This window comes from Micromonospora sp. NPDC049201 (genome assembly GCF_055586805.1).
The window spans coordinates 235385-259407 of the sequence record NZ_JBVJHM010000004.1; the positions used below are offsets into that span (position 1 = coordinate 235385).

26 protein-coding genes are annotated in these 24023 nt (G+C 73.8%); 13 read left to right on the forward strand and 13 right to left on the reverse strand.

What is annotated here, in order from left to right:
* Positions 1-147: 147 nt before the first annotated feature.
* Both ACZ6O5_RS11020 and ACZ6O5_RS11025 read right to left on the reverse strand, forming a co-directional pair.
* The gene (locus ACZ6O5_RS11020) at positions 148-768 is read right to left on the reverse strand and encodes a helix-turn-helix domain-containing protein (RefSeq protein WP_465976247.1); all 621 of its coding nucleotides are present in this window, start codon (positions 766-768) and stop codon (positions 148-150) included.
* Between the two features lie 107 nt (positions 769-875).
* Entirely contained in the window at positions 876-1910 is a 1035-nt protein-coding gene (locus ACZ6O5_RS11025; protein ID WP_465976249.1) for a hypothetical protein, read from the reverse strand.
* Between the two features lie 177 nt (positions 1911-2087).
* Here ACZ6O5_RS11025 and ACZ6O5_RS11030 point away from each other — a divergent pair, with 177 nt between their 5' ends.
* A complete protein-coding gene (locus tag ACZ6O5_RS11030; RefSeq protein ID WP_465976251.1) occupies positions 2088-3101 on the forward strand; it encodes a potassium channel family protein in 1014 nt (337 codons plus the stop codon).
* Positions 3102-3140: 39 nt separating this feature from the next.
* Here ACZ6O5_RS11030 and ACZ6O5_RS11035 read toward each other — a convergent pair whose 3' ends face one another.
* Positions 3141-3614 carry a MarR family winged helix-turn-helix transcriptional regulator gene (locus ACZ6O5_RS11035; protein ID WP_431935716.1) on the reverse strand — a complete coding sequence of 158 codons (474 nt, stop codon included), beginning with the start codon at positions 3612-3614 and terminating at the stop codon, positions 3141-3143.
* 83 nt (positions 3615-3697) lie between these two features.
* Between ACZ6O5_RS11035 and ACZ6O5_RS11040 the strand changes: the two genes are divergently transcribed.
* Positions 3698-4339 (forward strand): FMN-dependent NADH-azoreductase, encoded by a 642-nt coding sequence (locus ACZ6O5_RS11040; protein WP_465976253.1) that lies wholly within the window; start codon positions 3698-3700, stop codon positions 4337-4339.
* A 76-nt stretch (positions 4340-4415) separates the two neighbouring features.
* On the opposite strand, the gene ACZ6O5_RS11045 is transcribed toward ACZ6O5_RS11040, so the two are convergent.
* From ACZ6O5_RS11045 to ACZ6O5_RS11055, 3 genes are all read right to left on the reverse strand, one after another.
* The gene (locus ACZ6O5_RS11045; RefSeq protein ID WP_281943165.1) at positions 4416-5450 is read right to left on the reverse strand and encodes a 2-oxoacid:ferredoxin oxidoreductase subunit beta; all 1035 of its coding nucleotides are present in this window, start codon (positions 5448-5450) and stop codon (positions 4416-4418) included.
* A complete protein-coding gene (locus ACZ6O5_RS11050; protein WP_465976255.1) occupies positions 5443-7290 on the reverse strand; it encodes a 2-oxoacid:acceptor oxidoreductase subunit alpha in 1848 nt (615 codons plus the stop codon). The genes ACZ6O5_RS11045 and ACZ6O5_RS11050 overlap by 8 nt, the downstream gene beginning before the upstream one ends.
* Positions 7291-7487: 197 nt before the next feature.
* A complete protein-coding gene (locus tag ACZ6O5_RS11055) occupies positions 7488-8921 on the reverse strand; it encodes a hypothetical protein (protein ID WP_465976257.1) in 1434 nt (477 codons plus the stop codon).
* Between the two features lie 128 nt (positions 8922-9049).
* Between ACZ6O5_RS11055 and ndhC the strand changes: the two genes are divergently transcribed.
* Positions 9050-9427, forward strand: a complete 378-nt coding sequence (gene ndhC, locus ACZ6O5_RS11060; RefSeq protein ID WP_405092275.1) for an NADH-quinone oxidoreductase subunit A — start codon at positions 9050-9052, stop codon at positions 9425-9427.
* Between the two features lie 3 nt (positions 9428-9430).
* On the opposite strand, the gene folP is transcribed toward ndhC, so the two are convergent.
* On the reverse strand, positions 9431-10300 hold the full coding sequence (gene folP, locus ACZ6O5_RS11065; protein WP_281943157.1) for a dihydropteroate synthase: 870 nt from the start codon (positions 10298-10300) through the stop codon (positions 9431-9433).
* 253 nt (positions 10301-10553) lie between these two features.
* Between folP and ACZ6O5_RS11070 the strand changes: the two genes are divergently transcribed.
* Genes ACZ6O5_RS11070 through ACZ6O5_RS11085 form a run of 4 tightly spaced genes read left to right on the forward strand, consistent with a single transcriptional unit; the run spans position 10554 to position 12948 of the window.
* On the forward strand, positions 10554-11174 hold the full coding sequence (locus tag ACZ6O5_RS11070; protein WP_465976259.1) for a DivIVA domain-containing protein: 621 nt from the start codon (positions 10554-10556) through the stop codon (positions 11172-11174).
* The gene (locus tag ACZ6O5_RS11075) at positions 11171-11668 is read left to right on the forward strand and encodes an SRPBCC family protein (RefSeq protein WP_396772760.1); all 498 of its coding nucleotides are present in this window, start codon (positions 11171-11173) and stop codon (positions 11666-11668) included. The genes ACZ6O5_RS11070 and ACZ6O5_RS11075 overlap by 4 nt, the downstream gene beginning before the upstream one ends.
* Positions 11669-11714: 46 nt before the next feature.
* Complete coding sequence (locus ACZ6O5_RS11080; protein WP_465976261.1) at positions 11715-12299, forward strand: DNA-3-methyladenine glycosylase I; 585 nt, start codon at positions 11715-11717, stop codon at positions 12297-12299.
* Positions 12300-12324: 25 nt separating this feature from the next.
* Positions 12325-12948, forward strand: coding sequence for a hypothetical protein (locus ACZ6O5_RS11085; protein ID WP_396772762.1), 624 nt, complete (start codon positions 12325-12327; stop codon positions 12946-12948).
* A gap of 3 nt (positions 12949-12951) precedes the next feature.
* Here the strand turns inward: ACZ6O5_RS11085 and ACZ6O5_RS11090 are convergent, their stop codons facing one another.
* Both ACZ6O5_RS11090 and ACZ6O5_RS11095 read right to left on the reverse strand, forming a co-directional pair.
* Complete coding sequence (locus ACZ6O5_RS11090; protein WP_107154891.1) at positions 12952-13743, reverse strand: enoyl-CoA hydratase/isomerase family protein; 792 nt, start codon at positions 13741-13743, stop codon at positions 12952-12954.
* 4 nt (positions 13744-13747) lie between these two features.
* The gene (locus tag ACZ6O5_RS11095) at positions 13748-14566 is read right to left on the reverse strand and encodes a PaaX family transcriptional regulator (protein ID WP_465976263.1); all 819 of its coding nucleotides are present in this window, start codon (positions 14564-14566) and stop codon (positions 13748-13750) included.
* A gap of 189 nt (positions 14567-14755) precedes the next feature.
* Here ACZ6O5_RS11095 and ACZ6O5_RS11100 point away from each other — a divergent pair, with 189 nt between their 5' ends.
* A complete protein-coding gene (locus tag ACZ6O5_RS11100; protein ID WP_013283866.1) occupies positions 14756-14923 on the forward strand; it encodes a DUF3117 domain-containing protein in 168 nt (55 codons plus the stop codon).
* 145 nt (positions 14924-15068) lie between these two features.
* Positions 15069-16529 (forward strand): leucyl aminopeptidase family protein, encoded by a 1461-nt coding sequence (locus ACZ6O5_RS11105; protein WP_465976265.1) that lies wholly within the window; start codon positions 15069-15071, stop codon positions 16527-16529.
* Positions 16530-16539: 10 nt separating this feature from the next.
* On the opposite strand, the gene ACZ6O5_RS11110 is transcribed toward ACZ6O5_RS11105, so the two are convergent.
* Entirely contained in the window at positions 16540-17148 is a 609-nt protein-coding gene (locus ACZ6O5_RS11110) for an O-methyltransferase (protein WP_281943139.1), read from the reverse strand.
* Positions 17149-17405: 257 nt separating this feature from the next.
* Between ACZ6O5_RS11110 and ACZ6O5_RS11115 the strand changes: the two genes are divergently transcribed.
* Together ACZ6O5_RS11115 and ACZ6O5_RS11120 are read left to right on the forward strand one after the other, a co-directional pair.
* A complete protein-coding gene (locus ACZ6O5_RS11115) occupies positions 17406-18713 on the forward strand; it encodes a S1C family serine protease (RefSeq protein WP_465976268.1) in 1308 nt (435 codons plus the stop codon).
* 70 nt (positions 18714-18783) lie between these two features.
* Entirely contained in the window at positions 18784-19212 is a 429-nt protein-coding gene (locus ACZ6O5_RS11120) for a twin-arginine translocase TatA/TatE family subunit (protein ID WP_431935705.1), read from the forward strand.
* Between the two features lie 47 nt (positions 19213-19259).
* On the opposite strand, the gene ACZ6O5_RS11125 is transcribed toward ACZ6O5_RS11120, so the two are convergent.
* Genes ACZ6O5_RS11125 through ACZ6O5_RS11135 form a run of 3 tightly spaced genes read right to left on the reverse strand, consistent with a single transcriptional unit; the run spans position 19260 to position 22348 of the window.
* On the reverse strand, positions 19260-20405 hold the full coding sequence (locus tag ACZ6O5_RS11125) for a P-loop NTPase (protein ID WP_343443645.1): 1146 nt from the start codon (positions 20403-20405) through the stop codon (positions 19260-19262).
* Positions 20406-20415: 10 nt separating this feature from the next.
* Entirely contained in the window at positions 20416-21075 is a 660-nt protein-coding gene (locus ACZ6O5_RS11130; protein WP_465976271.1) for a DUF1003 domain-containing protein, read from the reverse strand.
* The gene (locus ACZ6O5_RS11135) at positions 21068-22348 is read right to left on the reverse strand and encodes a magnesium transporter MgtE N-terminal domain-containing protein (protein WP_405092283.1); all 1281 of its coding nucleotides are present in this window, start codon (positions 22346-22348) and stop codon (positions 21068-21070) included. The genes ACZ6O5_RS11130 and ACZ6O5_RS11135 overlap by 8 nt, the downstream gene beginning before the upstream one ends.
* Positions 22349-22381: 33 nt before the next feature.
* On the opposite strand from ACZ6O5_RS11135, the gene ACZ6O5_RS11140 reads away from it, so the two are divergent.
* Both ACZ6O5_RS11140 and ACZ6O5_RS11145 read left to right on the forward strand, forming a co-directional pair.
* Positions 22382-23251, forward strand: coding sequence for a PhzF family phenazine biosynthesis protein (locus ACZ6O5_RS11140; protein ID WP_465976273.1), 870 nt, complete (start codon positions 22382-22384; stop codon positions 23249-23251).
* 247 nt (positions 23252-23498) lie between these two features.
* Entirely contained in the window at positions 23499-24014 is a 516-nt protein-coding gene (locus ACZ6O5_RS11145; protein ID WP_465976275.1) for a hypothetical protein, read from the forward strand.
* Positions 24015-24023 lie beyond the last annotated feature (9 nt).

Here is a 24023-nt window from a genome sequence, read left to right on the forward strand (position 1 = left end):
CCGCGCGGCCCAGGCTTTCTGCCCCGGGCAGACTCGCCCTCGGCAGAATCGGGTCGGCGTCGCCGGTCGGTGCGGGCCGCACCCCGGTCGTCCGTCGCGGGCGACCTGCGCCACGCCCGGTCGGCGTTCGTCCGGCCGACCGTGGCGCTACGCCGCGACCGGCCGCCGTCGGGCCGCGCGGGCCCGGCGCCGGGCCAGCGCCGGTGAGGTACGCGGGCGCGCGGCCGGCGTCGGGATCAGCCAGATCCGGGTGCCGGCGCCGAACAGCTCCGGTGTGCCGTGGCCGAGCGGCGGGCCGATGGGCGTGGGGGACACGCCCATCGGGCGCAGCCCGCCGCCGAGCAGCGGGGTCGACCGGACGGGATGCGCGGTGTGCGGCGGCGTGACCGGCCGGGCCGGATGCGGCGCGTTCGGGCCGCCCGGGCGCCGGGTGGCGTGCAGGCGGGGCGGCCCGACCCGGAGCTGTGGGCCGCTGCGGGCCGCGGGCACCCGGTCGAGCCGGGCCAGTGGCACCCCGGGACCGACCGGCGTGGGCCGCTCCCGGCGCAGCTCGTCGCGCGCCTCCTCCAGCAGGTCGGCGAGGTGGATGCCGAGCGCCCGGCAGATCGCGGCCAGCACCTCCGAGGAGGCCTCCTTGCGCCCACGCTCGACCTCGGAGAGGTAGGGCAGGGAGACGCCGGCCGCCTGTGCCACCTCGCGCAACGTGCGGCCCTGACGCAGGCGGATCCGACGCAGCACCCCGCCGATCACCCGTCGCAGCAACGACATGCCGGCCTCCTCGCGGTCGCCGTTCGCCGACGCTACCCATCATGCCCCGTCCCGGCGGCGTGGACCGCCCCGGTCGGCCCCCGTGGTACCGACCGGGCCGGGGTCGGTCAACGCCAGACGACCGCCCGGCTGTGGAAGCTCGGCGAGAGGAAGTCCGCCTGGCCGACGATCAGACCGGCGTCGTTGACATTGATCGCGACGCTGCCCACCGCCCCGTCCGGCAGCGGCAGCAGTCGGGAGCCCGCCGTCGGTGCGGGCCAGAGCATCGCCCGGCCGGCGGTGCCGTCGGTGCCGACCACCAGACCCGAGTCGTTCACGGCCTGTGCGGTGGGGGACGCCGAACCGGTGGACAGTCGGCGCATCGTCCTACCGTCCCAGAAGAAGGCGGCGAACGCGCCGTCCGCGGTCCGGCTGGTGCCGACCACCTGACCGAGGTCGTTGATGCCGCTCGCGTCGCTGGTGGGACCGCCGAGGGTGCCGAGCGGCCGGACGACCCCGTTGCGCCACACGAAGGCCTGATTGACGAACGGCGGGTCGGTCCAGTCCCGGTAGCCGTAGGTGCCGGCGACCGTGCCCGCCTCGTTGACCGCGACGGCGCTCGCACCCGGCGGCGCGTCGATGGTGATCTCGGTGTTGCCAGTGCGGACGAACGCCCGCCGCCCGGCGAAGCTGTCGGTGACGTGATACACGCCGACCACCCGGTCCCCGGCGGTGTCGTACGCGATGGAGAAGATGCCACCGGTGAGGCCGAGGTCCTGGATCTTCCCGTCGACCCAGGCCACGGCGTGGCTGCTGCCGTCCGCGGCCTGGGCGGTGCCGACGATGCGGCCCCGCTCGTCGATCGCCTGGGCCTGACTGTTCGGCCCGCCGAGCGTGCCCAGGTCCTCGATCCGCCCGTCCACCCAGCGGGCCGCGTGCCAGTAGCCGCCGGCCAGCTCCGCCGACCCGACCACCACCCCGGCCCGGTTGACGTCGTACGCCGTGCTGCCCCGGCCGGTCAGCGACGGCAGGACGACGGCGGTGCGCTTCGCCGTCGGCATCGCCGAGGCGGGCGTCCGCGTGCCCGCCACCGCGGGTGAGGGGCCGGCCAGAGCCACCCCGACGACCACGGCCAGCGTGGTCAGTGCCGCACCTGTACGCATCCGACTCCCCCTCGTCACATTCGTCGGGTCGAGTCTCACCCGCTGGGGCGTCGACGGATGTGACGAGATCCTTACCGCTTGCGGTGCGGGGGCCGGTCCCACGGCCCGCCCGGCCGACTCCCGGCGTACCCGCTATCTTGAGGGCGTGCAGGCGACGGTGGCGGAGCGGGACCGACGGTGATCCATTTTCCCGCGCAACGGCGGGGGCCGCTGAGCGCACTGAGCCTGCGCCTGCTCGCCGCCCTCGGCCTGGTCTTCGCCACCGTCTTCGTGGTCTGGCTCGACCGCGACGGGTACCGCGACGTCAACGAGGACGGCCTGACGCTGCTCGACTGCTTCTACTACACGGTGGTCTCGCTCTCCACCACCGGGTACGGCGACATCACGCCGGCCAGTCCGTCGGCCCGCCTGATCAACGTCCTGTTCATCACCCCCGCCCGGGTGCTCTTCCTGATCATCCTGGTCGGCACCACCCTGGAAGTCCTGACCGAGCAGTACCGGACCGGCCGTCGCCTGTCGCGGTGGAGGAGATCCGTGAAGGACCACGTCATCATCTGCGGCTACGGCACCAAGGGCCGCAGCGCGGTCTCCGCGCTGCTGGAGAACGGGGCGGACAAGTCCAAGATCGTGGTGGTCGAGCGGAGCGGGCCGGCGCTGCGCCAGGCCACCTCGAACGGGCTGGTGACGATCGAGGGCTCGGCGACCCGCTCGTCGGTGCTGGAGGAGGCGCACATCCGCACCGCCAAGGCGGTCATCATCGCGACCGACAGCGACGACGCCTCGGTGCTGGTGGCGCTGACCGTCCGGCAGCTCACCGCCGGTCAGGTCCGGATCATCGCGGCGGTCCGGGAGGCGGAGAACGCGCCGCTGCTCAAGCAGAGCGGCGCGCACCACGTGATCGTCTCGTCGGCCACCGCCGGCCGGCTGCTCGGCCTCTCCACCTCGGCCCCGCCCTTGATCGACGTGGTGGAGGATCTGCTCACCCCCGGTCAGGGCATGGCGCTGGCGATGCGCTCGGCCGAGCGCAGCGAGGTGGGCCGCTCGCCGCGTGAGCTGGAGTCGCTTGTCATCGCTCTGGTCCGCCGGGGCAAGGTGGTCACGTTGAACGACCGGGCCGCCGCGACGATCGAGACCGGCGACATGCTGGTCCACGTCCGCGACGACCGCCCGCAGGCGACCACCACGGCCTGAGCGCCGCCGACCGTCCGGGCGTGACCGGCGCCGGCCCGGTCAGCAGGCGTCCGGGCTCTCCGTGACCGCTTCGGTGCAGGTCGGGGCGCAGCCCTGGCTGGCCCGCCGGAGCAGGTCGTAGAGCAGTTCCCGCTCGTCGGGCGCCAGCGCGCCGAGCACCTCGTCCTCCGCGTCCGCGAGCGCGCACTCGGCTTCGCGGATCCGGGTGGCGCCCGCCCCGGTGAGGCTGACGACGTGCCGCCGGCGGTCGGTCGGGGAGCGACGGCGCTCGACCAGGCCCGCCGACTCCAGGTCGTTGAGCAGCCCGACCACGTTGGTGCCGTCGATCTGGAGCGTGCCGGCCAGCCCCTGCTGGCTGATGTCGCCCGAGTCCCGCAGCACGGTGAGCGCGACCAGGTGCCGGACGCGCAGGCCGAGCGGGGTCAGCACCGATTCCGAGCGCAGCCGCATCCGCCGGGCAAGGTGCTGGAGCAGCGGCCCGGAGCGGCGCTCGTCGGCGGGCTCGGCTGGCATGTGACCCAGTCTACGGCGAACAAGGAACATCGACCTGCTATAAATGGTTCGTGCTACACGAACGATCTATGGAGGAGTAAACGATGGCCCACCTGTTGCACATCGACTCGAGCATCACCGGTGAGCGGTCGGTCAGCCGTCGCCTCACCGCCCGCGCGGCCGACGCCTGGCGAGCCGCCCACCCCGGCGGCACGGTCACCTACCGGGACCTCGGTCAGGACCCGGTGCCGCACCTGGACACCGCCGGCGGTCTCGCCCGGGCGGTGCCGCCCGACCAGCACACGCCCGAGCAGCGCGCGTCCTGGCGGGTGACCGAGGACCTGGTGAACGAGGTCCTGCGCGCCGACACGATCCTGCTCGGCCTGCCGCTCTACAACTTCGGTCCGCCCAGCAGCGTGAAGGCCTGGGTCGACCACCTGATCGCGCCCGGTCTGGCGCTCGACCCGGCCACCGGCGCCGGGCTGCTCGGCGGTCGCGAGTTCATCGTGTTCGGCACCCGGGGCGGCGGCTACGGGGCGGGCACCCCGCGCGCCGGCTGGGACCACGCCGAGCCCTGGCTGCCGCACGGACTGTCGCGCACCGGCCTGGAGCCGCGGTTCATCTCGGCCGAGCTGACCCTGGCCCCGGTCAACCCGGCGATGGCCGAGCTGGTCCCGCTGCACGAGGCGAGCCTCGCCGCCGCCGAGCGGGCGATCGACGAGCTGTGGGTGCCGGCGACCGTCTGACCGGTCCGGAAACAGCGAAAGGGCGGGCCGTCCCCGGGGGCGGCCCGCCCTAACGGACGCGCGGATCAGGGCGGAGCTACATGATCGTCCAGGTGTCACCGCTGCCGAGCAGCGCCGAGAGCTGCTGCTCCGGGGTCTGGTCGACGCTCGCCCGCGCGGACGCGACCTGCTCCTGCACCACGCTGTCGTAGGAGGGCCGGTCCACCGATCGGAACACCCCGAGCGGCGTGTTGCGCAGATCCAGCCCGGGCAGCCGGGACAGCGCGAACGCGTACGCCGGGTCGGCGACCGTGACGTCGTGCACCACGATCTGCTCCGCCGGGGTGGCCGCGGTCTCCCGCACCTCCAGCCCGAAGCCGCCCGGCGGGTGGACGACGCAGAACTGCCCGTCGGTGCCGAACGTGATCGGCTGCCCGTGCTCCAGCCGGATCAGGTAGTCGTCCCGGGTGGTCGGCTCCTTCAGCGGCTCGAACGCGCCGTCGTTGAAGATGTTGCAGTTCTGGTAGATCTCCACGAACGCCGAGCCCTTGTGCTCGGCGGCGGCCCGCAGCACCGACTGGAGGTGCTTGCGGTCCGAGTCGAGCGTCCGGGCCACGAACGTGGCCTCGGCGCCGAGCGCCAGCGACAGCGGATTGAACGGGGCGTCCGCGGAACCGACAGGCGTCGACTTGGTGATCTTGCCGACCTCGGAGGTGGGCGAGTACTGCCCCTTGGTCAGCCCGTAGATCCGGTTGTTGAACAGCAGGATCTTCAGGTTGACGTTGCGGCGCAGCGCGTGGATCAGGTGGTTGCCGCCGATGGAGAGCGCGTCGCCGTCACCGGTGACCACCCAGACCGACAGGTCCGGCCGGGACACCGACAGGCCGGTGGCGATCGCCGGGGCGCGACCGTGGATCGAGTGCATGCCGTACGTGTTCATGTAGTACGGGAAGCGGGACGAACAGCCGATGCCCGAGACGAAGACGATGTTCTCCCGGGGGATGTTCAGCTCCGGCATGAAGCCCTGCACCGCGGCCAGGACGGCGTAGTCGCCGCAGCCGGGGCACCAACGCACCTCCTGGTCGGACTTGAAGTCCTTGGCGGTGAGCTTCAGGGCGACGGGCTCAGACATTCTTCAGGACCTCTTCCAGCATCGTCTCCAGCTCCGCGGCGGTGAACGGCAGGCCGCGGACCTGGTTGTAGCCGATCGCGTCGACCAGGTACTTCCCCCGGATCACGTGGGCGAGCTGGCCGAGGTTCATCTCGGGCACGACCACCCGGTCGTAGGAGCGCAGCACCTCGCCGAGGTTGGCCGGCATCGGGGCCAGGTGCCGCAGGTGCGCCTGGGCCACCGGCAGCCCGCGCTGGCGCAGCCCCCGGCAGGCCGCGCCGATCGGGCCGTACGTCGAGCCCCAGCCCAGCACCAGCACCCGGGCGTCGCCGTCCGGGTCCTCGACCTCCACGTCCGGCACCGGGATGGTCTCGATCCGGGCCGCCCGGGTCCGCACCATGAAGTCGTGGTTCGTCGGGTCGTACGAGATGTCGCCGGTCTTGTCGGCCTTCTCCAGGCCGCCGATCCGGTGCTCCAGCCCCGGCGTGCCGGGCACCGCCCACGGGCGGGCCAGCGTCTGCGGGTCGCGCAGGTAGGGCAGGAACGTGGTGCCGTCCTCGCCGTTGGGCCGGGTGGCGAACTCCACCCGCAGGTCGGGCAGGGACTCCACGTCCGGCAGCAGCCACGGCTCGGAGCCGTTGGCCACGTAGTTGTCGGAGAGCAGGATCACCGGCGTGCGGTAGGTCAGCGCGATCCGCGCCGCCTCCAGCGCGGCGTGGAAGCAGTCCGACGGCGACTTCGGCGCGATCACCGCGACCGGCGCCTCACCGTGCCGGCCGTACAGGGCCATGTTCAGGTCGGCCTGCTCGGTCTTGGTGGGCATGCCGGTGGACGGCCCGGCCCGCTGCACGTCGACGATGACCAGCGGCAGCTCCAGCGCCACCGCGAGGGAGATCGTCTCGCTCTTCAGCGCCACGCCCGGCCCGCTGGTGGTGGTGATGCCGAGCGAGCCGCCGTACGACGCGCCCAGCGCCGCGCCGACCGCGGCGATCTCGTCCTCGGCCTGCATGGTGACCACGCCGAACTTCTTGTGCTTGCTCAGCTCGTGCAGGATGTCCGAGGCCGGGGTGATCGGGTACGCGCCGAGGAACACCGGCAGCCCGGAGCGCACCCCGGCGGCCACCAGGCCCAGCGACAGCGCCGCGTTGCCGGTGATGTTGCGGTACGTGCCGGGCGGCATCTTCGCCGGCTTGACCTCGTACCGGACGGAGAAGTCCTCGGTGGTCTCGCCGAAGTTCCAGCCGGCCCGGAACGCGGCCACGTTCGCCGCCACCAGCTCCGGCCGGCGGGCGAACTTGCGCTCCAGGAACCGCAGCGTCGACTCGTACGGCCGGGAGTACATCCAGCTCAGCAGCCCGAGCGCGAACATGTTCTTGGCCCGTTCGGCGTCCTTCTTGGACACCGTCAGCTCGGCCAGCGCGCCGATCGTCATCGAGGTGAGCGCGACCGGGTGCACCGCGTAGCCGTCGAGCGTGTCGTCGTCCAACGGGTTGGTCGCGTAGCCCACCTTGGCCAGGTTGCGGCGGGTGAACTCGTCGGTGTTGACGATGATGTCCGCCCCGCGCGGCAGGTCGGCCAGGTTGGCCTTGAGCGCGGCCGGGTTCATCGCCACCAGCACGTTCGGCGCGTCGCCGGGGGTCAGGATGTCGTAGTCGGCGAAGTGCACCTGGAAGCTCGACACGCCCGGCAGCGTGCCGGCGGGCGCCCGGATCTCGGCCGGGAAGTTGGGCAACGTGGAGATGTCGTTGCCCAACTGTGCCGTCTCCGAGGTGAACCGGTCGCCGGTGAGCTGCATGCCGTCGCCGGAGTCACCGGCGAACCGGATGACCACCCGGTCCAGTTGACGGATCTGCTTGGTCACGCCCGCACCTCGCTTCGCTGAGCGCCGTCGCCCTCGTCGACGCGGCCCGCTCCGTTTCTCACCGTCAGAGCCTACGTCGGACGGTTAGGGCCGCCTTGGTGGTGGTCCGACGGGTGAGACCCGAACGGGCTGCTGTATGCCCCGATTAGGGACGGTTAGTACCGCCGACCGTAATCCAGATCACCGCGCCGCGCGGCTCACCGCTCCGTGGTCGGCTCCGGCACGGTGATGTCGCTGCGGCGTCGCAGCGAGCGCGTGGCCAGCGTCAACGCGAAAACGACGAGCAACGCCGACATGATGATCAAGGCAATGGCGATCCCTCGGGCCGGGCCGTCGCCGGAATCGGACCGCTCGGACGCAGTCAGCACTCCCTGAGAACCCGTGGGCGCGGGCGCCCCCGCCACCGGCGTGGACTGTGCCGCCGCCGCGCTGATCCGGAAGCTCATCTGCACCTGTCGGTCCCGCCCGCTGCGCGGGTCCAACCGGCCGATCACCGCGCCGGCGAGCGGGGCCATGCGCTGGGCCTCCGCCGACGCGGTCACCGGCAGGCGCAGCGTCGCGGTCCGGCCGGCCGGCAGCGTGCCCAGTTCGCACCGGGTCCGGTCCGGGGCCACCGGGGCGCAGGCGTTCCCCGCGTCGCTCACCGTCACCCCTCCCGGGAGGAGCACCTCCACCCGTCCGGCGGCGTCCACCTCGCCGGTGTTGCCCAGCCGTACGGTGAGCGTGCTCGGCGCGCCGCTGATGTCGAAGAGGACCTCGTCGGCGCGGAGCGAGATGCCGGGCACCGGCGGGCCGGGCGGGAACAGCACCGCGAAGCCCTCGTCGTCGTACGCCGCCCCGGCGACGCCGGGCGCGACGGCGGTGACCTGGACCGATCCGCTCAGCGGCATGGTCTGCCAGGCATCCCCGGCGACCCGGACCCGGATGGTGGCGCTGAACCGGGCGTCGGGCGCGACGGTCCACCCGCCGCAGCGGTGGTTGCCGCCCCCGGCGTCGACGCAACCCGGCGTGCCGCCGTCGACCAGTCCGGCCGGCAACGAGTAGCCGAGGCTGATCTGCTCCTCGCGTCCACCGGTGTTGGTCACCGTCACCCGCAGCGTGGCCACCGTGCTGTCGGCGTTCCAGTAGTCCGGCGTCAGTGCCAGGTCCCCGGTGCTGACCTGCACCCCCAACGGCCCGCCGGCGGCCTGGGTGGGCGGTGGCGGCGGGGGCTTGACGGGCGGCCCGACCGGCGGCGGGGCCGGTGCGGTGGTGGTGGCCGGCGCGGTGGTGGCGGGCGGGGCCGGCGCCGTGGTGGGCGGCGGGGCCGGCTCGGTGGTGACCGGCGGCGGGGGTGTGGTCGGCGGCGGGGCCTCCTCCGTCGGCGGTGCCGTGGTCGGGGCCGGAGCGGTGGTGGTCGCGTCCCCGGTCGGCGTCGGCTCGGTCGGGTCGCCGGGGTCGCCGCCCGGGTCGCCCGGCGGCCCCGGGTCGGCCGCCCGGACCACCCCGGCCGCGGCGGCGGGGGTGACCGCTGCCCATCCCGGCGCCACCACGGCGACCGCCGCGGCCGCGGCGATCAGCGCGGGCGCGAACAGGGCGAGGGTACGGCGAGGCGTGACCCGGCGGGCAGGCCGGACGCGGGGGCGGGTCATCTGTCCTCCGGGGACGTGTCAACGAGGTCTCATTATTCGGGGACGGTTGCCCTCCGGCACTAGTCCCGCCAGGAAACGAATTCGTAACGTGTCCGAGACGTCTCGACGGGACCGGTACGCTCCGGGTCGTGACCGGATACCTCGGCTCGTACGCCACGCTCGGTCTACTGCTGCTCGCCGCCGTGCTCTTCTTCCTGACGGCGTTCTCGGCGAACCGGATGTTACGTCCGGCCCGACCGGCGGAGCCATGGGGCAAGCGGGCCACGTACGAGTGCGGGCTCGACCCGGTCGGCGGCGACTGGGCCCAGATGCAGATCCGCTACTACGTCTACGCGTACCTCTATGTCCTGTTCGCGGTGGAGGCGGTGTTCCTCTTCCCGTGGGCGCTGGTCTTCGACCGGCCCGGCTTCGGGGCGACCACGGTGGTGGAGATGGGTGTCTTCGTGGCGATCGTGGCGCTCGGCATCCTCTATGCCTGGCGGCGCGGCGTGCTGCGCTGGACCTGACCCCTAGGCCAGCCCGCGTCGGGTCGCCGCCGGCGGCCGGTCCCCCCGGATCGACGCCACCATGTCGAGTACCCGACGGGTCGGGCGGACCTGGTGGGCGCGGAACACCCGGGCGCCGAGCCAGGCCGAGACCGCGGTGGCGGCGAGCGTCCCCTCCAGCCGTTCCGGCACCGGCAGGTCCAGCGTCTCGCCGATGAAGTCCTTGTTCGACAGCGCCACCAGCAGCGGCCAACCGGTGTCGGTCAGCTCGGCCAGCCGCCGGGTGATCTCCAGCGAGTGCCGGGTGTTCTTGCCGAAGTCGTGCGCCGGGTCGATCAGGATGCCGTCCCGGCGTACCCCCAGCCCGACCGCGCGTTCCGCCAGCCCGGTGACGGTGTCGAGCACGTCGGTCACCACGTCGTCGAAGGCCGCCCGGTGCGGCCGGGTACGCGGGGCCAGCCCACCGGCGTGCGAGCAGACCAGGCCGGCGCCGGTCGCCGCGGCGACCCGGGCCAGTGCCGGGTCCGCCCCCGACCAGGTGTCGTTGAGCAGGTCCGCGCCGGCCGCGACCGCCTCCACCGCCACCTCCGCCCGCCAGGTGTCGATCGAGACGACCACGTCGGGAAAGGCGGCCCGGACCGCGGCGATGGTGTCCACCGTGCGGCGGATCTCCTCGGCCACGTCCACCTCGTCGCCGGGCCCGGCCTTCACCCCGCCGATGTCGATGATCTCCGCGCCCTCGGTCACCGCCCGCTCGACCGCCCGCAGCGCGCTGTCCCGGGCGAACGTGGCGCCCCGGTCGAAGAACGAGTCCGGGGTGCGGTTCACGATCGCCATCACCACCAGCTCACCCGGGGCGAAGGCCCGTCCACCGAGCCGCAACATCCCGGTCATCCCCGCCTCCTCGTCCCCGCGCCGACCGTCGCACCTTCGCATGTCCCCGCGGTGCCACCCGCCACCGCCCCGAGATCTTGGTACGAAACGGCCCCTTCCGGGGCACCTACGTACCAAGATCTTCGCGTTTCCTGGAATGTGGAAGGCGGGCGGCGGTCGGGAACGAACCTCCACCACGCCGGGAGCGCGGGTTTTGCGGACCGGAGGCCGTGGAGGGCTCGCCCGATCCGGGCCCGCATGCCACGATCTCTCCATGGGTGAGGTTCTGCTCCTCTTGGTCGTCGCGCTGACCGTCGCGGCAGTGGTGTTCGGAGTGACGGTGCTCGTCTCCGGGCGGGATCCGGGGCTGGTGCCGGCCGAGCCGGACGGCCGGGCCGTGCCGCTGCCGGGCGGGCGCCCGCTCGACGAGTCGGACGTGACCGGGGTCCGGTTCGACACCGCGCTGCGCGGTTACCGGATGGCCCAGGTCGACGTGGCGCTCCGGCGGGCCGCCTACGACATCGGCTACAAGTCCGAGCTGATCGGCGTGCTGGAGGCCGAGAACACCGCACTGCGGGAGGGGCGGACCGAAGAGGCCGACGCGTTGCGCCGGGCGCGCGAGGAGGCCGTCGTTGCCGGGGCCGGGACCGGCGGCGACGAGTCGGCCCTCGACCCGTCGGGCGCCGGTCCGGTGACCATCGACCTGTCGACGCCTGAGCCGCAGACCGCTCCGCCGGCCGAGGCGGGCGTGGCGGAGGCGCCGGCCGCCGCCGCGGTCGAGGACACCACGTCCCCGGCCGGTGGGCTCACCGCCGGGCCGGCCGGCGCGAGCGCGGACGACAGCGACGTGGCCGACCGGGCCCGTGGGCCGGTGGCCCGCTCGGAGCCGGCGTGACCGGCGCGGAGGGGTCCGCAGGCTTCGCCGAGGCGGCCCAGCCGGGTGCCGCCGAGGTCACCGCCACGGTGATCGTCGACGCGCCGGCGGAGCGCGTCTTCGCGGCGCTGACCGCGTGGGAACGGCAGTCGGACTGGATCCCGTTCACCAGGGTCCGGGTGGTCGAGGGCGACGGCGGCGAGGGCAGCCTGGTCGAGGCGGTCACCGCGGTCGGCCCGGCAGTGCTCCGCGACGAGATGCGGGTGGTGCGCGTCGACGCGCCGTACGAGGTCGGCGTGGTGCACTGCGGCAAGCTGCTGCGCGGCCCCGGCGTGCTGCGGTGCACCCCGATGGACCGGGAGCGCACCCAGGTGGTCTGGCACGAGTGGTTCCACCTGCCGGGCGGGACGGCGGGCCGGGTGGCCTGGCCGGTGCTCTGGCCCGGCTCGAAGTTCGGCCTGACCCAGGCGCTGAAGAGGTTCGCCCGGCTGGTTGAGCAGGGCCGCCTGCCCTGACCGTGGCGTGCCGGCGGAGTCGGTGGGTCGCACTACCCTGTGCGGCGTGACTGACCTGGTGACCGGCCCGGACGGGCTGCCCCGTTGCGCCTGGGGGGCGAGCACCCCCGACTACGCCGCCTACCACGACGAGGAGTGGGGTCGGCCGCTGCGCGGCGACGACGCGCTCTACGAGCGGCTCACCCTGGAGGCGTTCCAGTCCGGCCTGTCCTGGCTGACCATCCTGCGCAAGCGGCCGGCGTTCCGGCTCGCCTTCGACGGGTTCCGGATCGAGTCGGTCGCCGGCTACGGCGAGGCCGAGACGGCCCGGCTGCTGGCCGACGCCGGGATCGTCCGCAACCGGGCCAAGATCGAGGCGGCGATCGCCAACGCCCGCGCCGCGCTGGAGCTGCCCGAGGGGCTCTCCGCGTTGCTCTGGTCGTTCGCGCCCCCGCCCCGACCGGCGCGCCCCCGCTCGTTCGCCTCCGTGCCGGCGCTCACCCCGGAGTCCACCGCGATGGCCAAGGCGCTCAAGAAGCGCGGCTTCCGCTTCGTCGGCCCGACCACCGCCTACGCGTTGATGCAGGCCACCGGCATGGTGAACGATCACCTCGCCGGATGCCACGCCGGTGGTGACCGGGCCGGGGTGTGACGACGCGGCGTGATGGGATTGGGGCATGACCGACACCGAGCCACGGACGAGTGGGACGACCGACGCCGACACCACGCCGGGCGCCTGGGCGGTGCTGCTGCCCGCCGAGCGCTACCAGGCCGAGCGGTTGGTGCACCACGACGTGCTGGAGCTGACCGGGTTGCCGGGTGCGGCCCGGCCGCGCCCGGGTGACCGGGTGGCGGTGCTGGTCGAGGAGCCGCTGCGGCTGGTGGCGCTCGGCCGGGTGACGCGGGCCGGTGCCGGGGGCCGGGAGGATCCGGACGACCCCCAGTCCGACGCGGTGGCCGGCGCGCTCGTGGTGACGTACACCCGGCGGGCGCTCGACGAGCCGGTGCCGGTCGACGGCCCGGCCCCGGACGGCCCGGTCGTCGCGCTCGACCCGGCGCGCTGGCGGGCGCTGGCCGACCGGCTCGGTCCGCCGCCGGCCCGGCGCACCTGGCTGGTCAGCCTCGACCTGCCGATCGAGGCGGCCACGCGGGCCGAGGCGGTCCGGATCTTCTGGTCCTACGTGCAGGAGCTGGGCCCGCGTGAGTTGCCGGCGTTCGTCTCGCCGGCCGGCGACGAGCTGGCCATGCAGGCGTTCGTGCTCGGTGTCGAGGCCAACCAGGACCCGGAGGAGGACGACTGAGCCTCAGCGTCCCTCGAAGACCGGCTTCTGCTTGTTGACGAACGCCATCGTGGCGGCCCGGTGGTCGGCGGTGCCGCCGCAGATGGCCTGCGCCTGCGCCTCGGCGGCCAGCGCGTCGGCGAGCGTGCCGGCGTCGGCGATGGAGAGCTGACGCTTGATCGCCCCGTACGCGACGGTCGGGCCGGCGGCGAGCCGGACGGCCAGCTCCTGCGCGGCCGGGAGCACCTGCTCGTCGTCGTCCACCAACCGGGTGAGCAGGCCCAGCCGGCAGGCGTCCTCGGCCCCCACCGGCTCGGCGAGCATGAGCAGCTCGACCGCCTTGGCGTGGCCGACCAGCCGGGGCAGCGTCCAGGAGGCCCCGGTGTCGGCGGCGAGCCCGACCCCGGCGAACGCCATCAGGAACCGCGTCTTCGGGCCGCCGATGCGGAAGTCGGCCAGGAACGCCAGCGAGGCGCCGGCCCCGGCGGCCATCCCACGCACCGCGGCGACCACCGGCTTGGGCAGGTTGGCCAGCCGGGCGGCGATCGGGTTGTAGTGCGCCCGCACGGTGGCGAGCGGGTCGGCGTCCGCCGACTCCAGCGTCTGCACGTGCTCCCGCAGGTCCTGCCCGGCGCTGAACGAGCCGCCCGCGCCGGCCAGCACGACCGCCCGGCAGGAGCGGTCGGTCTCCAACTCGGCCAGCGTCTCCCGGAGCGCCTCCTTGAGCGCCACGTCGAGCGAGTTCATCGCCGTCGGGCGGTTCAGCGTCAGGGTGACGACGGCGTCGGTGCGGTCGACGAGCAGCGGCTCGGTCACGTTTCTAACGACCCTTCTGTCGGGCGAGGCGGTGGCTGGCGTCGAGGCACTGCTCGACGTACCGGTCGGCGGCCGGCCGGAGCCGGGCCGCGTGCCGGTCGAAGAACCCGGCCGCGCTGGTGCCCGGCCAGCGCTCGGGGAGCAGCGCCGGGGGCAACTGCGGGTCCCGGAACAGGAAGGTACGCCACGCGTGCACGAGCCGGAACCGGGCCGCGTACGCCTCCTCGTCGCTGCTGCGGACCGTGACGCCGGACAGCAGCGGCTTCTGTTCGGCGACGAAGCGTTCGTACGCCCGGCCGATCTCGACCAGGTCCCAGGCCCGCCGGACCACGCCCATGGCGCCCGGGGTGCCGGCGGCGTGCGCGGCGGTGAACCGTTCGAAGCGCACGCCCGCCTCGGCGAGCAGCAGGTCGACGTCCTCGCCGGGGCGGGTGGCTACCCAGGTGCAGTCGTCGAGCGTGCCGTAGCCGAGGAAGGTGAGGTTGGCGGCGAGCCGCTGCCGGTCCCGGCGGGAGGCAGGCGTCGTGAGGACGAGAAGATCGAACCGTCCGTCCCAACTGTGCCGACCGGTCCGGTAGATCCGGGAGGCCGCCTCGTCGAGTCGACGACCCGCTTTCGGGGTGATCGAATATCCCGGTCCGGAGGCGAGCCGGAGTGGTTCCAGCCAGCCCTGACGGACCATCCGGGACACCGCGGTGCGTACCGCCGGTGGGGCGATCCCGAGCGGCGCCAGCAGCTTGACCAGGGCGGCGACCGGTGCACGGCCACCCCGGACGCGGAGGTGGTCGCCGTACAGGTCGAAGAGTGCCGACCGTGCCTGCATGACCGCACATTGTGACAGGCCTACCCAAGATAAGCTAGATGCTGTTACATCAATGCTGCTTCGGTTTGGGTCCGGCGGTGTTCATCAGGGAAAATCGTTGGTCGACGCCTCCGCGACTGTTGCGGGTGCGATGGCGAAGTGGCTGTGGGGCAACCCACCGACCCTGGCGTAGGTCTGAGGGGAGACAACATGGCGGCGATGAAGCCGCGGACGGGCGACGGTCCGCTGGAAGTCACCAAGGAGGGCCGGGGCATCGTCATGCGGGTCCCGCTGGAGGGTGGTGGCCGGCTCGTCGTCGAGATGACTCCCGACGAGGCCACCGCGCTGGGTGACGCGCTGAAGGCGGCCGCCGGCTGATTCGAGGAGCAGGCCGCGTGGTGTCCCACCGCGCGGACGGTTCGTCCTACCCTGAGCCACCGGCTTGCCCGGTGGCTCAGGGCCTTCCTCGGCCGGTAAGCGGCAACCCGTCCCGCTTAGAGCGTTTTCGGAGGTACGGTCCAGCGTGCTGGCCATTCGCCTGGTGAGCGGGTCCACGCGACCCGACGCCCTCGTCCTGCCCGTCCGTCCCGGTGGGCCGGACGCCCCGCCGACGTTGGTCCCGACCGCCGTCGGGCCCGATGACGACGTCCGGGCCGCCGCGACCGCGCTGCTGCCCGCCGCCCGCCTCACCGGCGCGGCCGGCGAGATCCGCGAACATCTGCGTCCCGGTGCGGTCCCGAGCCGGCTCTGGCTGCTCGGTGTCGGCGACGGCGACGAGGCGGGCTGGCGCTCCGCCGGGGCCGCGCTGGCCCGTGCCGGCAAGGATGAGACACAGATCACGATTTCGGTTCCGGGCGGGTCCGAGGCGGTGCTGCGCGGCCTGGCCGAAGGGCTGCTGCTCGGCTCCTACCGGTTCCGGCTCACCGAGGCCGGCGCGCGACCCGCGCTGGCCCGGGTGGACGTGCTGGTGGCCGACCCGGACGCGCTCGCCGACACGCTGGCCGCGGCCCGGGTCACCGCCGAGATGACCCGGCTGGCCCGCGACCTGACCAACGCCCCGTCCTCCACCAAGCACCCGGCGTGGTTCGCCGACCAGGTGGCCGGCGCCGCCGCCGACCGCCCCGACCTGCACCTGCGCGTGCGTGGCCCGGAGGAGCTGTCGGCCGAGGGCTTCGGCGGCATCCTGGCCGTCGGCGGCGGCTCCGTCCAGGGGCCGCGCCTGGTCGAACTGGACTGGCGGCCGGCCGGCGCGCGTACCCACGTGGTGCTGGTGGGCAAGGGCATCACGTTCGACACCGGCGGCATCTCGATCAAGCCGGTGCCGGCCATGAAGCTGATGCGCAAGGACATGGCCGGCGCTGCCGCCGTGGTCGCCGCCACGCTGGGCGCCGCCGCGCTGCGCCTGCCGGTCCGGATCACCACGCTGGCCCCGCTGGCCGAGAACATGGTCAGCGGCTCCGCGTTCCGCCCCGGCGACGTGATCCGGCACTACGGCGGGCTGACCAGCGAGAGCACCAACTCCGACGCCGAGGGGCGGCTGGTGCTCGCCGACGCGATGGCGTACGCGGTCCGGGAGCTGAAGCCCGACCTGCTCGTCGACCTGGCCACCCTGACCGGGGCGAACGCGGTCGCCCTGGGCAAGCGGCACGCCGCGCTCTACGCCGAGAACGACGACCTGGCCACCGACCTGCTGGCCGCGATCAGCGCGGCCGGCGAGCGGGCCTGGCGGATGCCGCTCGCCGACGACTACCTGGAATACCTGGCCAGCGACGTCGCCGACCTGCACAGCTCCCCGGCCCGGGGCGCCGGTTCGGTGGTGGCCGCGCTCTTCCTCCGCGAGTTCACCGGCGACCTGCGGGACCGCTGGGCGCACCTGGACATGTCCGCCCCGTCCTGGTCCGACGACGTGCACGGCGAGCTGACCAGGGGCGCCACCGGCTGGGGCGTACGCGGGTTGCTGCGCTGGCTGGCGACGCTGGGCTGAGCGGGCGGCGTCAGCTCTTCACGGCGGCGAGCAGCCCGTGGCCGACCGGCAGCAGCGCGGGCACCCAGTGCTCCGACTCGCGGATCGCCTTGATGGTCTCCCGCACCGTCACCGTCTCCATGTCCCGCGCGGCCGGGTCACCGATCCGGCCGGCGGCCAGCGCGCCGTTGAGCGCGAGCACCCCGCCGGGGCGCAGCAGCCGCAGCGCCGCGTCCACGTACGCCGCGAAGCCGGGCCCCGGCGCGTCCGCGAAGACCAGGTCGTAGACACCGTCCGCGAGACGCGGCAGCACGTCGAGCGCCCGACCGGTGATGATCCGGGTACGCCCTGACGGGAAGCCCGCCTCCTGGAACAGCCGCCGGGCGATGCGCTGGTATTCCACCTCCACGTCGATCGTAGTGAGCACGCCGTCGGGGCGCATACCGCGCAGCAGCCACACGCCGCTGACCCCGGTACCGGTGCCGATCTCCACCACCGCGCGGGCGTTGCCGGCGGCGGCGAGCAGGCGCAGCGCGGCACCGGCACCGGACGTCACCGCCTCCACACCCACCTCGTGGGCGAGGGCGCGGGCCGTGCGCAGCACGATGTCCTCGGTGACGTACGACTCGGCGAACTGCAACGCCTGGGCCGTCGAACCGCCGGGACCGGCGACCGTGGCGATGGGGCACCTCCTGGGGGGCGGGGCTGGTGCGAGGGGTCGGTTGGCACTGTGAGCGTAGAGGCGAGCCGGTATGCGCGCAGCCGCGAGTCGGCCCTCGGGCGATCACGGGCGGCAACCCCTGACTCCACCCGGGGCATCCGTGCAATCCTGGATGGGTCCCGCGCGTCTCGATCGTCCGGCTCCGCCGGCGTCGGCGCGGGGCGCGCGGGACGAATGTGGGAGGCACGGACGTGACCGACGGCTGGGACTGGCGCCGGCCCGGCGGCTCGGGCGCACCGGCGGGAGGGCCGGTGCCCGGGCAGCCACCGCCGAGCGCCGGGGGTGGCACGACGTCGCCCTGGTGGTCCGACGCGCTGGCCGACCCGTGGCGGGACCCGTACGCGCCCGCGGCCGTGGTGGTCCCGGCCACCGCGCCCACCGGGGCGGGTGAGCCGGAGCCGGTCACCGACCCGGACGCGCCGACCCGGCCGGGGCTGCGTCAGGTGGTGTTGATCTCGCTGATCACCGCGCTGCTGGCCGGCTCACTGGGCAGCGCGCTGACCTACGCCTTCCTGGGTGGCGGCGCCGTGCCGACGCTGGGCGCGCAGGCCGGGCAGGCTCCGGCGCTCGCCCAGCGCAAGCCGGAGTCGCTGGCCGGGGTCGCCGAGCGGGTGCTGCCCAGCGTGGTCACCATCCGGGTGGCCAGTCTCGGCGGCACCAGCGAGGGCTCCGGCTTCGTGGTGAGCACCGACGGGCACATCGTCACCAACGACCACGTGGTCGCGGACGGCCCGGGCAGGGCCACGGTGGTGTTCAACGACGGCAGCACCGCCGCCGGCACCGTGGTCGGGCAGGACCCGGAGTCGGACATCGCGGTCATCAAGGTCACCCGCGGCGGGCTGACGCCGGTGCAGTTCGGCGACTCGGACGCGCTCGCGGTGGGGGACCCGGTGCTCGCCATGGGTTCGCCGCTGTCGCTTGCCAACACCGTCACCGCCGGCATCGTCAGCGCGCTGGACCGCACCATGCAGGCGGGCGAGCCGGGCGGGCCGACCCGCTACTACGCGGCGATCCAGACCGACGCCGCGGTCAACCACGGCAACTCCGGCGGCCCGCTGGTGGACGGGGCGGGCCGGGTGGTCGGCGTGAACTCGACGATCAAGTCGCTGGTGGCCGACGGGCAGGAGGCCGGCAACATCGGGCTCGCCTTCGCCATCCCGATCAACCAGGCCAAGCGCGTCACCGAGGAGATCATCGGCACCGGCAAGGCCCGGCGTACGGTGATCGGCGCCTCGGTGGGCGGCACCGGCGCCACCGGCGGCGGGGTGCGGCTCAACGCCGTCGAGCCGGCCGGCCCGGCGGCGGCGGCCGGGATGCGTACCGGGGACGTGGTGCTCCGGCTGGACAAGCACCCGATGACCGACCCGACCGACCTGGTGGCGTTGGTGCGCAAGTACGCGCCGGGTTCGGTGGTGACGGTGGAGTACCGGCGCGGGTCGGCCCGGCAGAACACCTCGGTGACGCTCGCCGCGGACGCCAAGTGAGGACCGGTGACCCCCTCCCGCCGGGCCGCCTTCCGTGCGTAGTCTTGCCCTGACGGACGAGGAGGCCGGAGTGTTCGAGAACCTGAACTGGTGGGAGATCGGCGCCCTGCTGCTCCTGGCACTGTTGATCTTCGGGGACCGGCTGCCCAACGTGATCAACGACGGCCTGCGGATGGTGCGCAACCTGCGGAACATGGCGCGGAACGCGACCGGAGACCTGAGCCGCGAGCTGGGGACCGACATCCAACTGGAGGACCTGCACCCGAAGGCGTTCATCCGCAAGCACCTGCTCAGCGAGGACGATGAGCAGGCGATCCGGAAGCCGTTGCAGAGCATGTACGACAACCTGCGCTCGGACGTCACCGGCGTGCACGACGAGCTGAAGGACGTGGCCAAGGCGGCGGACCTGCGGACCCCCACCCCCCGCCCGGCGGTGGCGACCCCCACCGCCACCCCCGCCACCCCGACCCCGCGTCCGTCCTACGACGACGCCACCTGACCCCGTCCCCCACGGGATCCGCGGGGGAGGGGGTGAGGGGACGTGGGTCAGCGGCCGGCGGGCTTGAGGCCGAGCGGCTTGCCGAGCAGGGACTCGCGGCGCACGGCGAGCCGGTCGGCCACCTCGAACATGGCCTTCGCGGCTGGCGCGTCCGGCTGGGTCAGCACGATCGGCTGGCCGGCGTCGCCGCCCTCGCGAACCCGGGTGTCCATCGGGATCTGCCCCAGCACCGGCACCTGCGCGCCGATGGTCCGGGTCAGCGACTCGGCCACCGCCGCGCCACCGCCGGCGCCGAAGACCTCCATCCGGGAACCGTCCGGCAGTTCGAGCCAGGACATGTTCTCGATCACACCGACCACCCGCTGGTGGGTCTGCAACGCGATGGCACCGGCCCGCTCCGCCACCTCGGCGGCGGCTGCCTGCGGCGTGGTGACCACCAGGATCTCCGCGTTCGGCAGCAGCTGGGCCACCGAGATCGCGATGTCGCCGGTGCCCGGCGGCAGGTCGAGCAGGAGGACGTCCAGGTCACCCCAGTAGACGTCGGCGAGGAACTGCTGGAGCGCGCGGTGCAGCATCGGGCCGCGCCAGACCACCGCCGCGTTGCCGGGGGTGAACATGCCGATCGAGATGACCTTCACGCCGTGCGACTGCGGCGGCATGATCATGTCCTCGACCCGGGTCGGCGCGCCGTCGGCGCCGAGCATGCGGGGCACCGAGTGGCCGTAGATGTCGGCGTCCACCACGCCGACCGACAGACCACGGGCGGCCAACGCGGCAGCCAGGTTGACCGTGACGCTGGACTTGCCGACGCCGCCCTTGCCGCTGGCCACCGCGTAGACGCGGGTCCGCGAGCCGGGCTGGGCGAACGGGATCACCGGCTCGGCGGTGCCGCCGCCGCGCAGCTTCGACTGCAACTCCTGGCGCTGCTCCGGGCTCATCACCCCGAAGATGATCTCGACGTGGCTCACCCCGGGCACCGCCCCGACCGCGGCGGTGATGTCGGTACGCAGCTTGTCCTTCAGCGGGCAGCCGGCCACGGTGAGCAGCAGCTCCACCCGCACCACGCCGTCGTCGTCCCGCTCCGCGGAGCGGACCATGCCGAGTTCGGTGATCGGCCGGCGGATCTCCGGGTCGTTGACGGTGGCCAGCGCGGCCTGGATCGCGTCGGAGACGGTGCTGACGGGTGCTGACATGCCCGTAATGCTACGTCGGGCTCTGGTGCCGGGCGTCGTGGGCGTGGTCACCGTCGAGCTCGTCGCGGGGCTCGTCGAGCGGGCGCCCACCGGGCGGTCGCCGCGCCCCTCGGTCCTGCTGTCCGCGGTCCTGCTGTCCGCGGTCCTGCTGTCCCCGCTCGTGCTGCCGCCGTTCCAGCTTGCGCCGCCGCTCGGCCGCCTCGTCCAGCTCCTCGGCCAGCCGGGTCAGCTCGGAGCGGAGGAAGTCCCGGGTCGCCACGTCCCCCATCGCGATCCGCAGCGCGGCGATCTCCCGGGCCAGGTACTCCGTGTCGGCCTTCTGCATGGTGGCCCGCCGCCGGTCCTCGTCCAGCGAGACCCGGTCCCGGTCCGCCTGCCGGTTCTGCGCGAGCAGGATCAGCGGGGCGGCGTACGAGGCCTGGAGGGAGAGCACCAGGGTCAGGAACGTGAACGTGTACGGGTCGAACCGCAGGTGCGCCGGGGCGAGCGTGTTCCACAGGAACCAGGCGGCCAGGATCAGCGTCATGTAGACCAGGAAGTTGGCCGTGCCCATGCCCCGCGCGATGCCCTCGGCCCAACGGCCGAAGGAATCCGCGTCGATCCGGGGCAGGTGCAGGCCCCGGGGGGCGCGCGGCTGGTCGAGCCGCTCGCCGCGTCGCTGCTCACTCATCGTCCACGGTCCCGTCGTCGGTGGCGGACGGGGTCGGTGCCGCGTCCCGGTCCCGCCAGTCGCGCGGCAGGGAATGGTCCAGCACGTCGTCCACCGTGACGGCGCCGACCAGCCGGTTGCTCCGGTCCACCACCGGCATGCCCACCATGTCGTAGGTGGCCATCCGGCGGGTGATCTCGGTCAGCGGGGTGGACGTCCGGAGCGGGTCGATGTCGTTGACCACGATGCCGCCGAGCAGGTCGGCCGGAGGCTCGCGGAGCAACCGCTGGAAGTGCACCATACCCAGGTAACGCCCGGTCGGCGTGGTCAACGGCGCGCGGGTCACGAAGACCTGCGCCGCCACGGCGGGCGAGAGCTGCACCTCCCGGATCCGGGCCAGGGCCTCGGCGACGGTGGCGTCCGGGGGCAGGATCACCGGCTCGGAGGTCATCACGCTGCCGGCGGTGCCCGAGGCGTAGCGCAGCAGTTGGCGCACCGGGTCGGCCTCGTTCGGCTCCATCAGGTCGAGCAGCACGTCCTGCTCCGGCGGGGGCAGCTCGTTGAGCAGGTCGGCGGCGTCGTCCGGGTCCATCTCCTCCAGCACGTCGGCGGCCCGTTCCCGGTCCAGGGCAGCCAGGATCTCCACCTGGTCGCGCTCGGGCAGCTCGCTGAGCACGTCGGCGAGACGCTCGTCGTCGAGCGCGGCGGCCACCTCGTTGCGCCGGGCGTCGGGCAGGTCCTGGAGCGCGTTGGCCAGGTCGGCCGGGCGCATGTCCTCCAGCACGGCGAGCAGGTTGGCCGTACCCCGGTTGTCGCCCACGACGCCGAGGCCGCGGACCCGGTCCCACTCGACCTGGTGCAGGTGACCGCGGCGGGTGAGCCGGCTGGTCTGCTCGCGGACGGCGACCCGGGTCAGCGCCCACTCCCCGCCCCGGCTGTGCTCCATGGCCACGTCCACCACCGAGCCGGCCTGCCCGCTCTCGAGCTGGACCCGCCGGTCGAGCAGTTCCTGGAGCACCAGCAGTTCGTTCGGTCGTTTCTCGAACCGGCGCAGGTTGAGCGTGCCGCTGCCGAGCACCACGGCGTCCGGGTCGATCGAGGTGATCCGGTTGATGGAGAGGAAGATGCGTCGCCGCATGGGCATCTCGGCGACCAGCCCCACCACCTCGGGCGGGCGTTGGGTCGGACGCATTCGGGCGACCGCGTCGCGGACGCGGCCCACCTGGTCGCCGTTCGGGTCGAAGACGGCGACTCCGGCGAGTCGAGCGATGTAGACCCGGTTCGGCGTGCTCACGGGCACCAGCCTAAGGGCCTACTCTCTAACAGCATGTCGACCTTGGCCTACGAGATCGTGGACGTCTTCACCGACCGCCCGTTCGCCGGCAACCCGCTGGCCGTGGTGTTCGGCGCGGAAACGCTGGCCACCGAGCAGATGCAGGCGCTCGCGCTGGAGTTCAACCTGTCCGAGACGGTCTTCGTGCTGGCGCCCACCCAGGCCGGCGCCACGTACCGGGCCCGCATCTTCACCCCGACCGACGAGCTGCCGTTCGCCGGGCACCCCAGCGTGGGCGCCGCGGTGACCGCCGGCCGGCGCGGTCTCTTCGAGGTGGGCCGGGTCACCCAGGAATGCGGTGCCGGCGTGCTGCCGATCGAGGTGACCCCCACCGGCGCGACGCTGACCGGGGGCACCCCGACGCTCGGCCCGGAACTCGACCCGGAGCCGTTGCTGGAGATCGTCGGGCTCACCGCGGCCGACCACGCCGGGCCGCCGCCGCGCGTCGCCGGGTGCGGGCTGGAGTTCCCCTACCTTCCGGTACGCCCCGAGGCGGTGGCCCGGGCGCGACTGAACACGGCGGCGGCGGAGCGGTACGGCGTCGAGCACGTCAGCCTCTTCTCCTGGGACCCGGAGTCGCAAACCGCGCACGCCCGGGTCTTCGTGCCCGGGATCGGCGTCCCGGAGGACCCGGCCACCGGTTCGGCCGCGCTCGGGCTGGGCGTCTGGCTGGTCGCCAGCGGCCTGCTGCCGGGCGAGGGTCGGACGCCGTACGCGGTGCGCCAGGGCATCGAGATCCACCGGCCCTCGTCGTTGGCCTGCACCGTGACCGCGGCCGGCGGGACGGCGGTCGGCGCGACCGTCTCGGGTCAGGTGGTGCCGGTGGCCCGCGGCGAGATCACCGTCCCGCCCTTCGTCGGCTGAGCCCTGTCCACCGGCCGGTTGGTGAGGCGGGTGCGGGTGGGGTTCCGCGCGCCTTTCGAGCTGAGTCGTCGGTGATATCGCCGGCCGCGCCGTCGTCGCGGCGAGGCCCGCGCGCCCGTTGAGTCGTTCCTGCTATCAGCTCGAAAGGGCACCCACCACCCGCCTGTCGGGTCCCCGGCGGCCGTCGGGCGGCCCCGGTCGGCGGTCGAGCCACCCACCGTCCCGGACGGTGCGGGAGGATGGTGGGGTGAGCGACGAGGTGGACGAACGGGTGACCCCGCCGTTGGTGGACGAGGCGGTGAAGAAGGCCGCCGTCTGTTGGGTCGGCGTCGGCGACGGCCCGGCGTACGCGTTGTGGTGCCTGCCGCTGGACGGCGCGCTGCTGGTGGTGACAGGCCCCGGCGAGCAGGCGGCGCCCGGGCTGGCCGACACCGAGGCGGCCGAGGTGACGCTGCGCGGCGACCACGGCGGGCGGATCGTGAGCTGGCCGGCGCGGGTGGGTCGGCTCCGGCCGGGCACCGAGGAGTGGGACACCGTCGCGCCGCTGGTGGCGGCGAAGCGGCTCAACGCGTCCGGCTCGGCCACCGAGCTGGTGGCCCGGTGGGCGGCCGAGGGCTGCGCGCTCAACCGGCTCACGCCGGCCGCCACGGCGGTGAGCGGCGCCGACCTGCCGGACGGCCCGCTGACCGAACAGCCGCGCCCGGCGTCCGTGGTCCGAGCCGTCCGCAAGCCGTTCCGCCTGCACCGCGTCCGCCGCCGCTGACCCGCCACG

Bases quoted from the DNA above. Each gene is read 5' to 3' on its own strand.
- ACZ6O5_RS11020 (WP_465976247.1), bottom strand. From the start codon at position 768: ATGTCGTTGCTGCGACGGGTGATCGGCGGGGTGCTGCGTCGGATCCGC.
- ACZ6O5_RS11025 (WP_465976249.1), bottom strand. From the start codon at position 1,910: ATGCGTACAGGTGCGGCACTGACCACGCTGGCCGTGGTCGTCGGGGTG.
- ACZ6O5_RS11035 (WP_431935716.1), bottom strand. From the start codon at position 3,614: ATGCCAGCCGAGCCCGCCGACGAGCGCCGCTCCGGGCCGCTGCTCCAG.
- ACZ6O5_RS11040 (WP_465976253.1), top strand. From the start codon at position 3,698: ATGGCCCACCTGTTGCACATCGACTCGAGCATCACCGGTGAGCGGTCG.
- ACZ6O5_RS11045 (WP_281943165.1), bottom strand. From the start codon at position 5,450: ATGTCTGAGCCCGTCGCCCTGAAGCTCACCGCCAAGGACTTCAAGTCC.
- ACZ6O5_RS11055 (WP_465976257.1), bottom strand. From the start codon at position 8,921: ATGACCCGCCCCCGCGTCCGGCCTGCCCGCCGGGTCACGCCTCGCCGT.
- folP (WP_281943157.1), bottom strand. From the start codon at position 10,300: ATGACCGGGATGTTGCGGCTCGGTGGACGGGCCTTCGCCCCGGGTGAG.
- ACZ6O5_RS11070 (WP_465976259.1), top strand. From the start codon at position 10,554: ATGGGTGAGGTTCTGCTCCTCTTGGTCGTCGCGCTGACCGTCGCGGCA.
- ACZ6O5_RS11085 (WP_396772762.1), top strand. From the start codon at position 12,325: ATGACCGACACCGAGCCACGGACGAGTGGGACGACCGACGCCGACACC.
- ACZ6O5_RS11095 (WP_465976263.1), bottom strand. From the start codon at position 14,566: ATGCAGGCACGGTCGGCACTCTTCGACCTGTACGGCGACCACCTCCGC.
- ACZ6O5_RS11100 (WP_013283866.1), top strand. From the start codon at position 14,756: ATGGCGGCGATGAAGCCGCGGACGGGCGACGGTCCGCTGGAAGTCACC.
- ACZ6O5_RS11125 (WP_343443645.1), bottom strand. From the start codon at position 20,405: ATGTCAGCACCCGTCAGCACCGTCTCCGACGCGATCCAGGCCGCGCTG.
- ACZ6O5_RS11130 (WP_465976271.1), bottom strand. From the start codon at position 21,075: ATGAGTGAGCAGCGACGCGGCGAGCGGCTCGACCAGCCGCGCGCCCCC.
- ACZ6O5_RS11140 (WP_465976273.1), top strand. From the start codon at position 22,382: ATGTCGACCTTGGCCTACGAGATCGTGGACGTCTTCACCGACCGCCCG.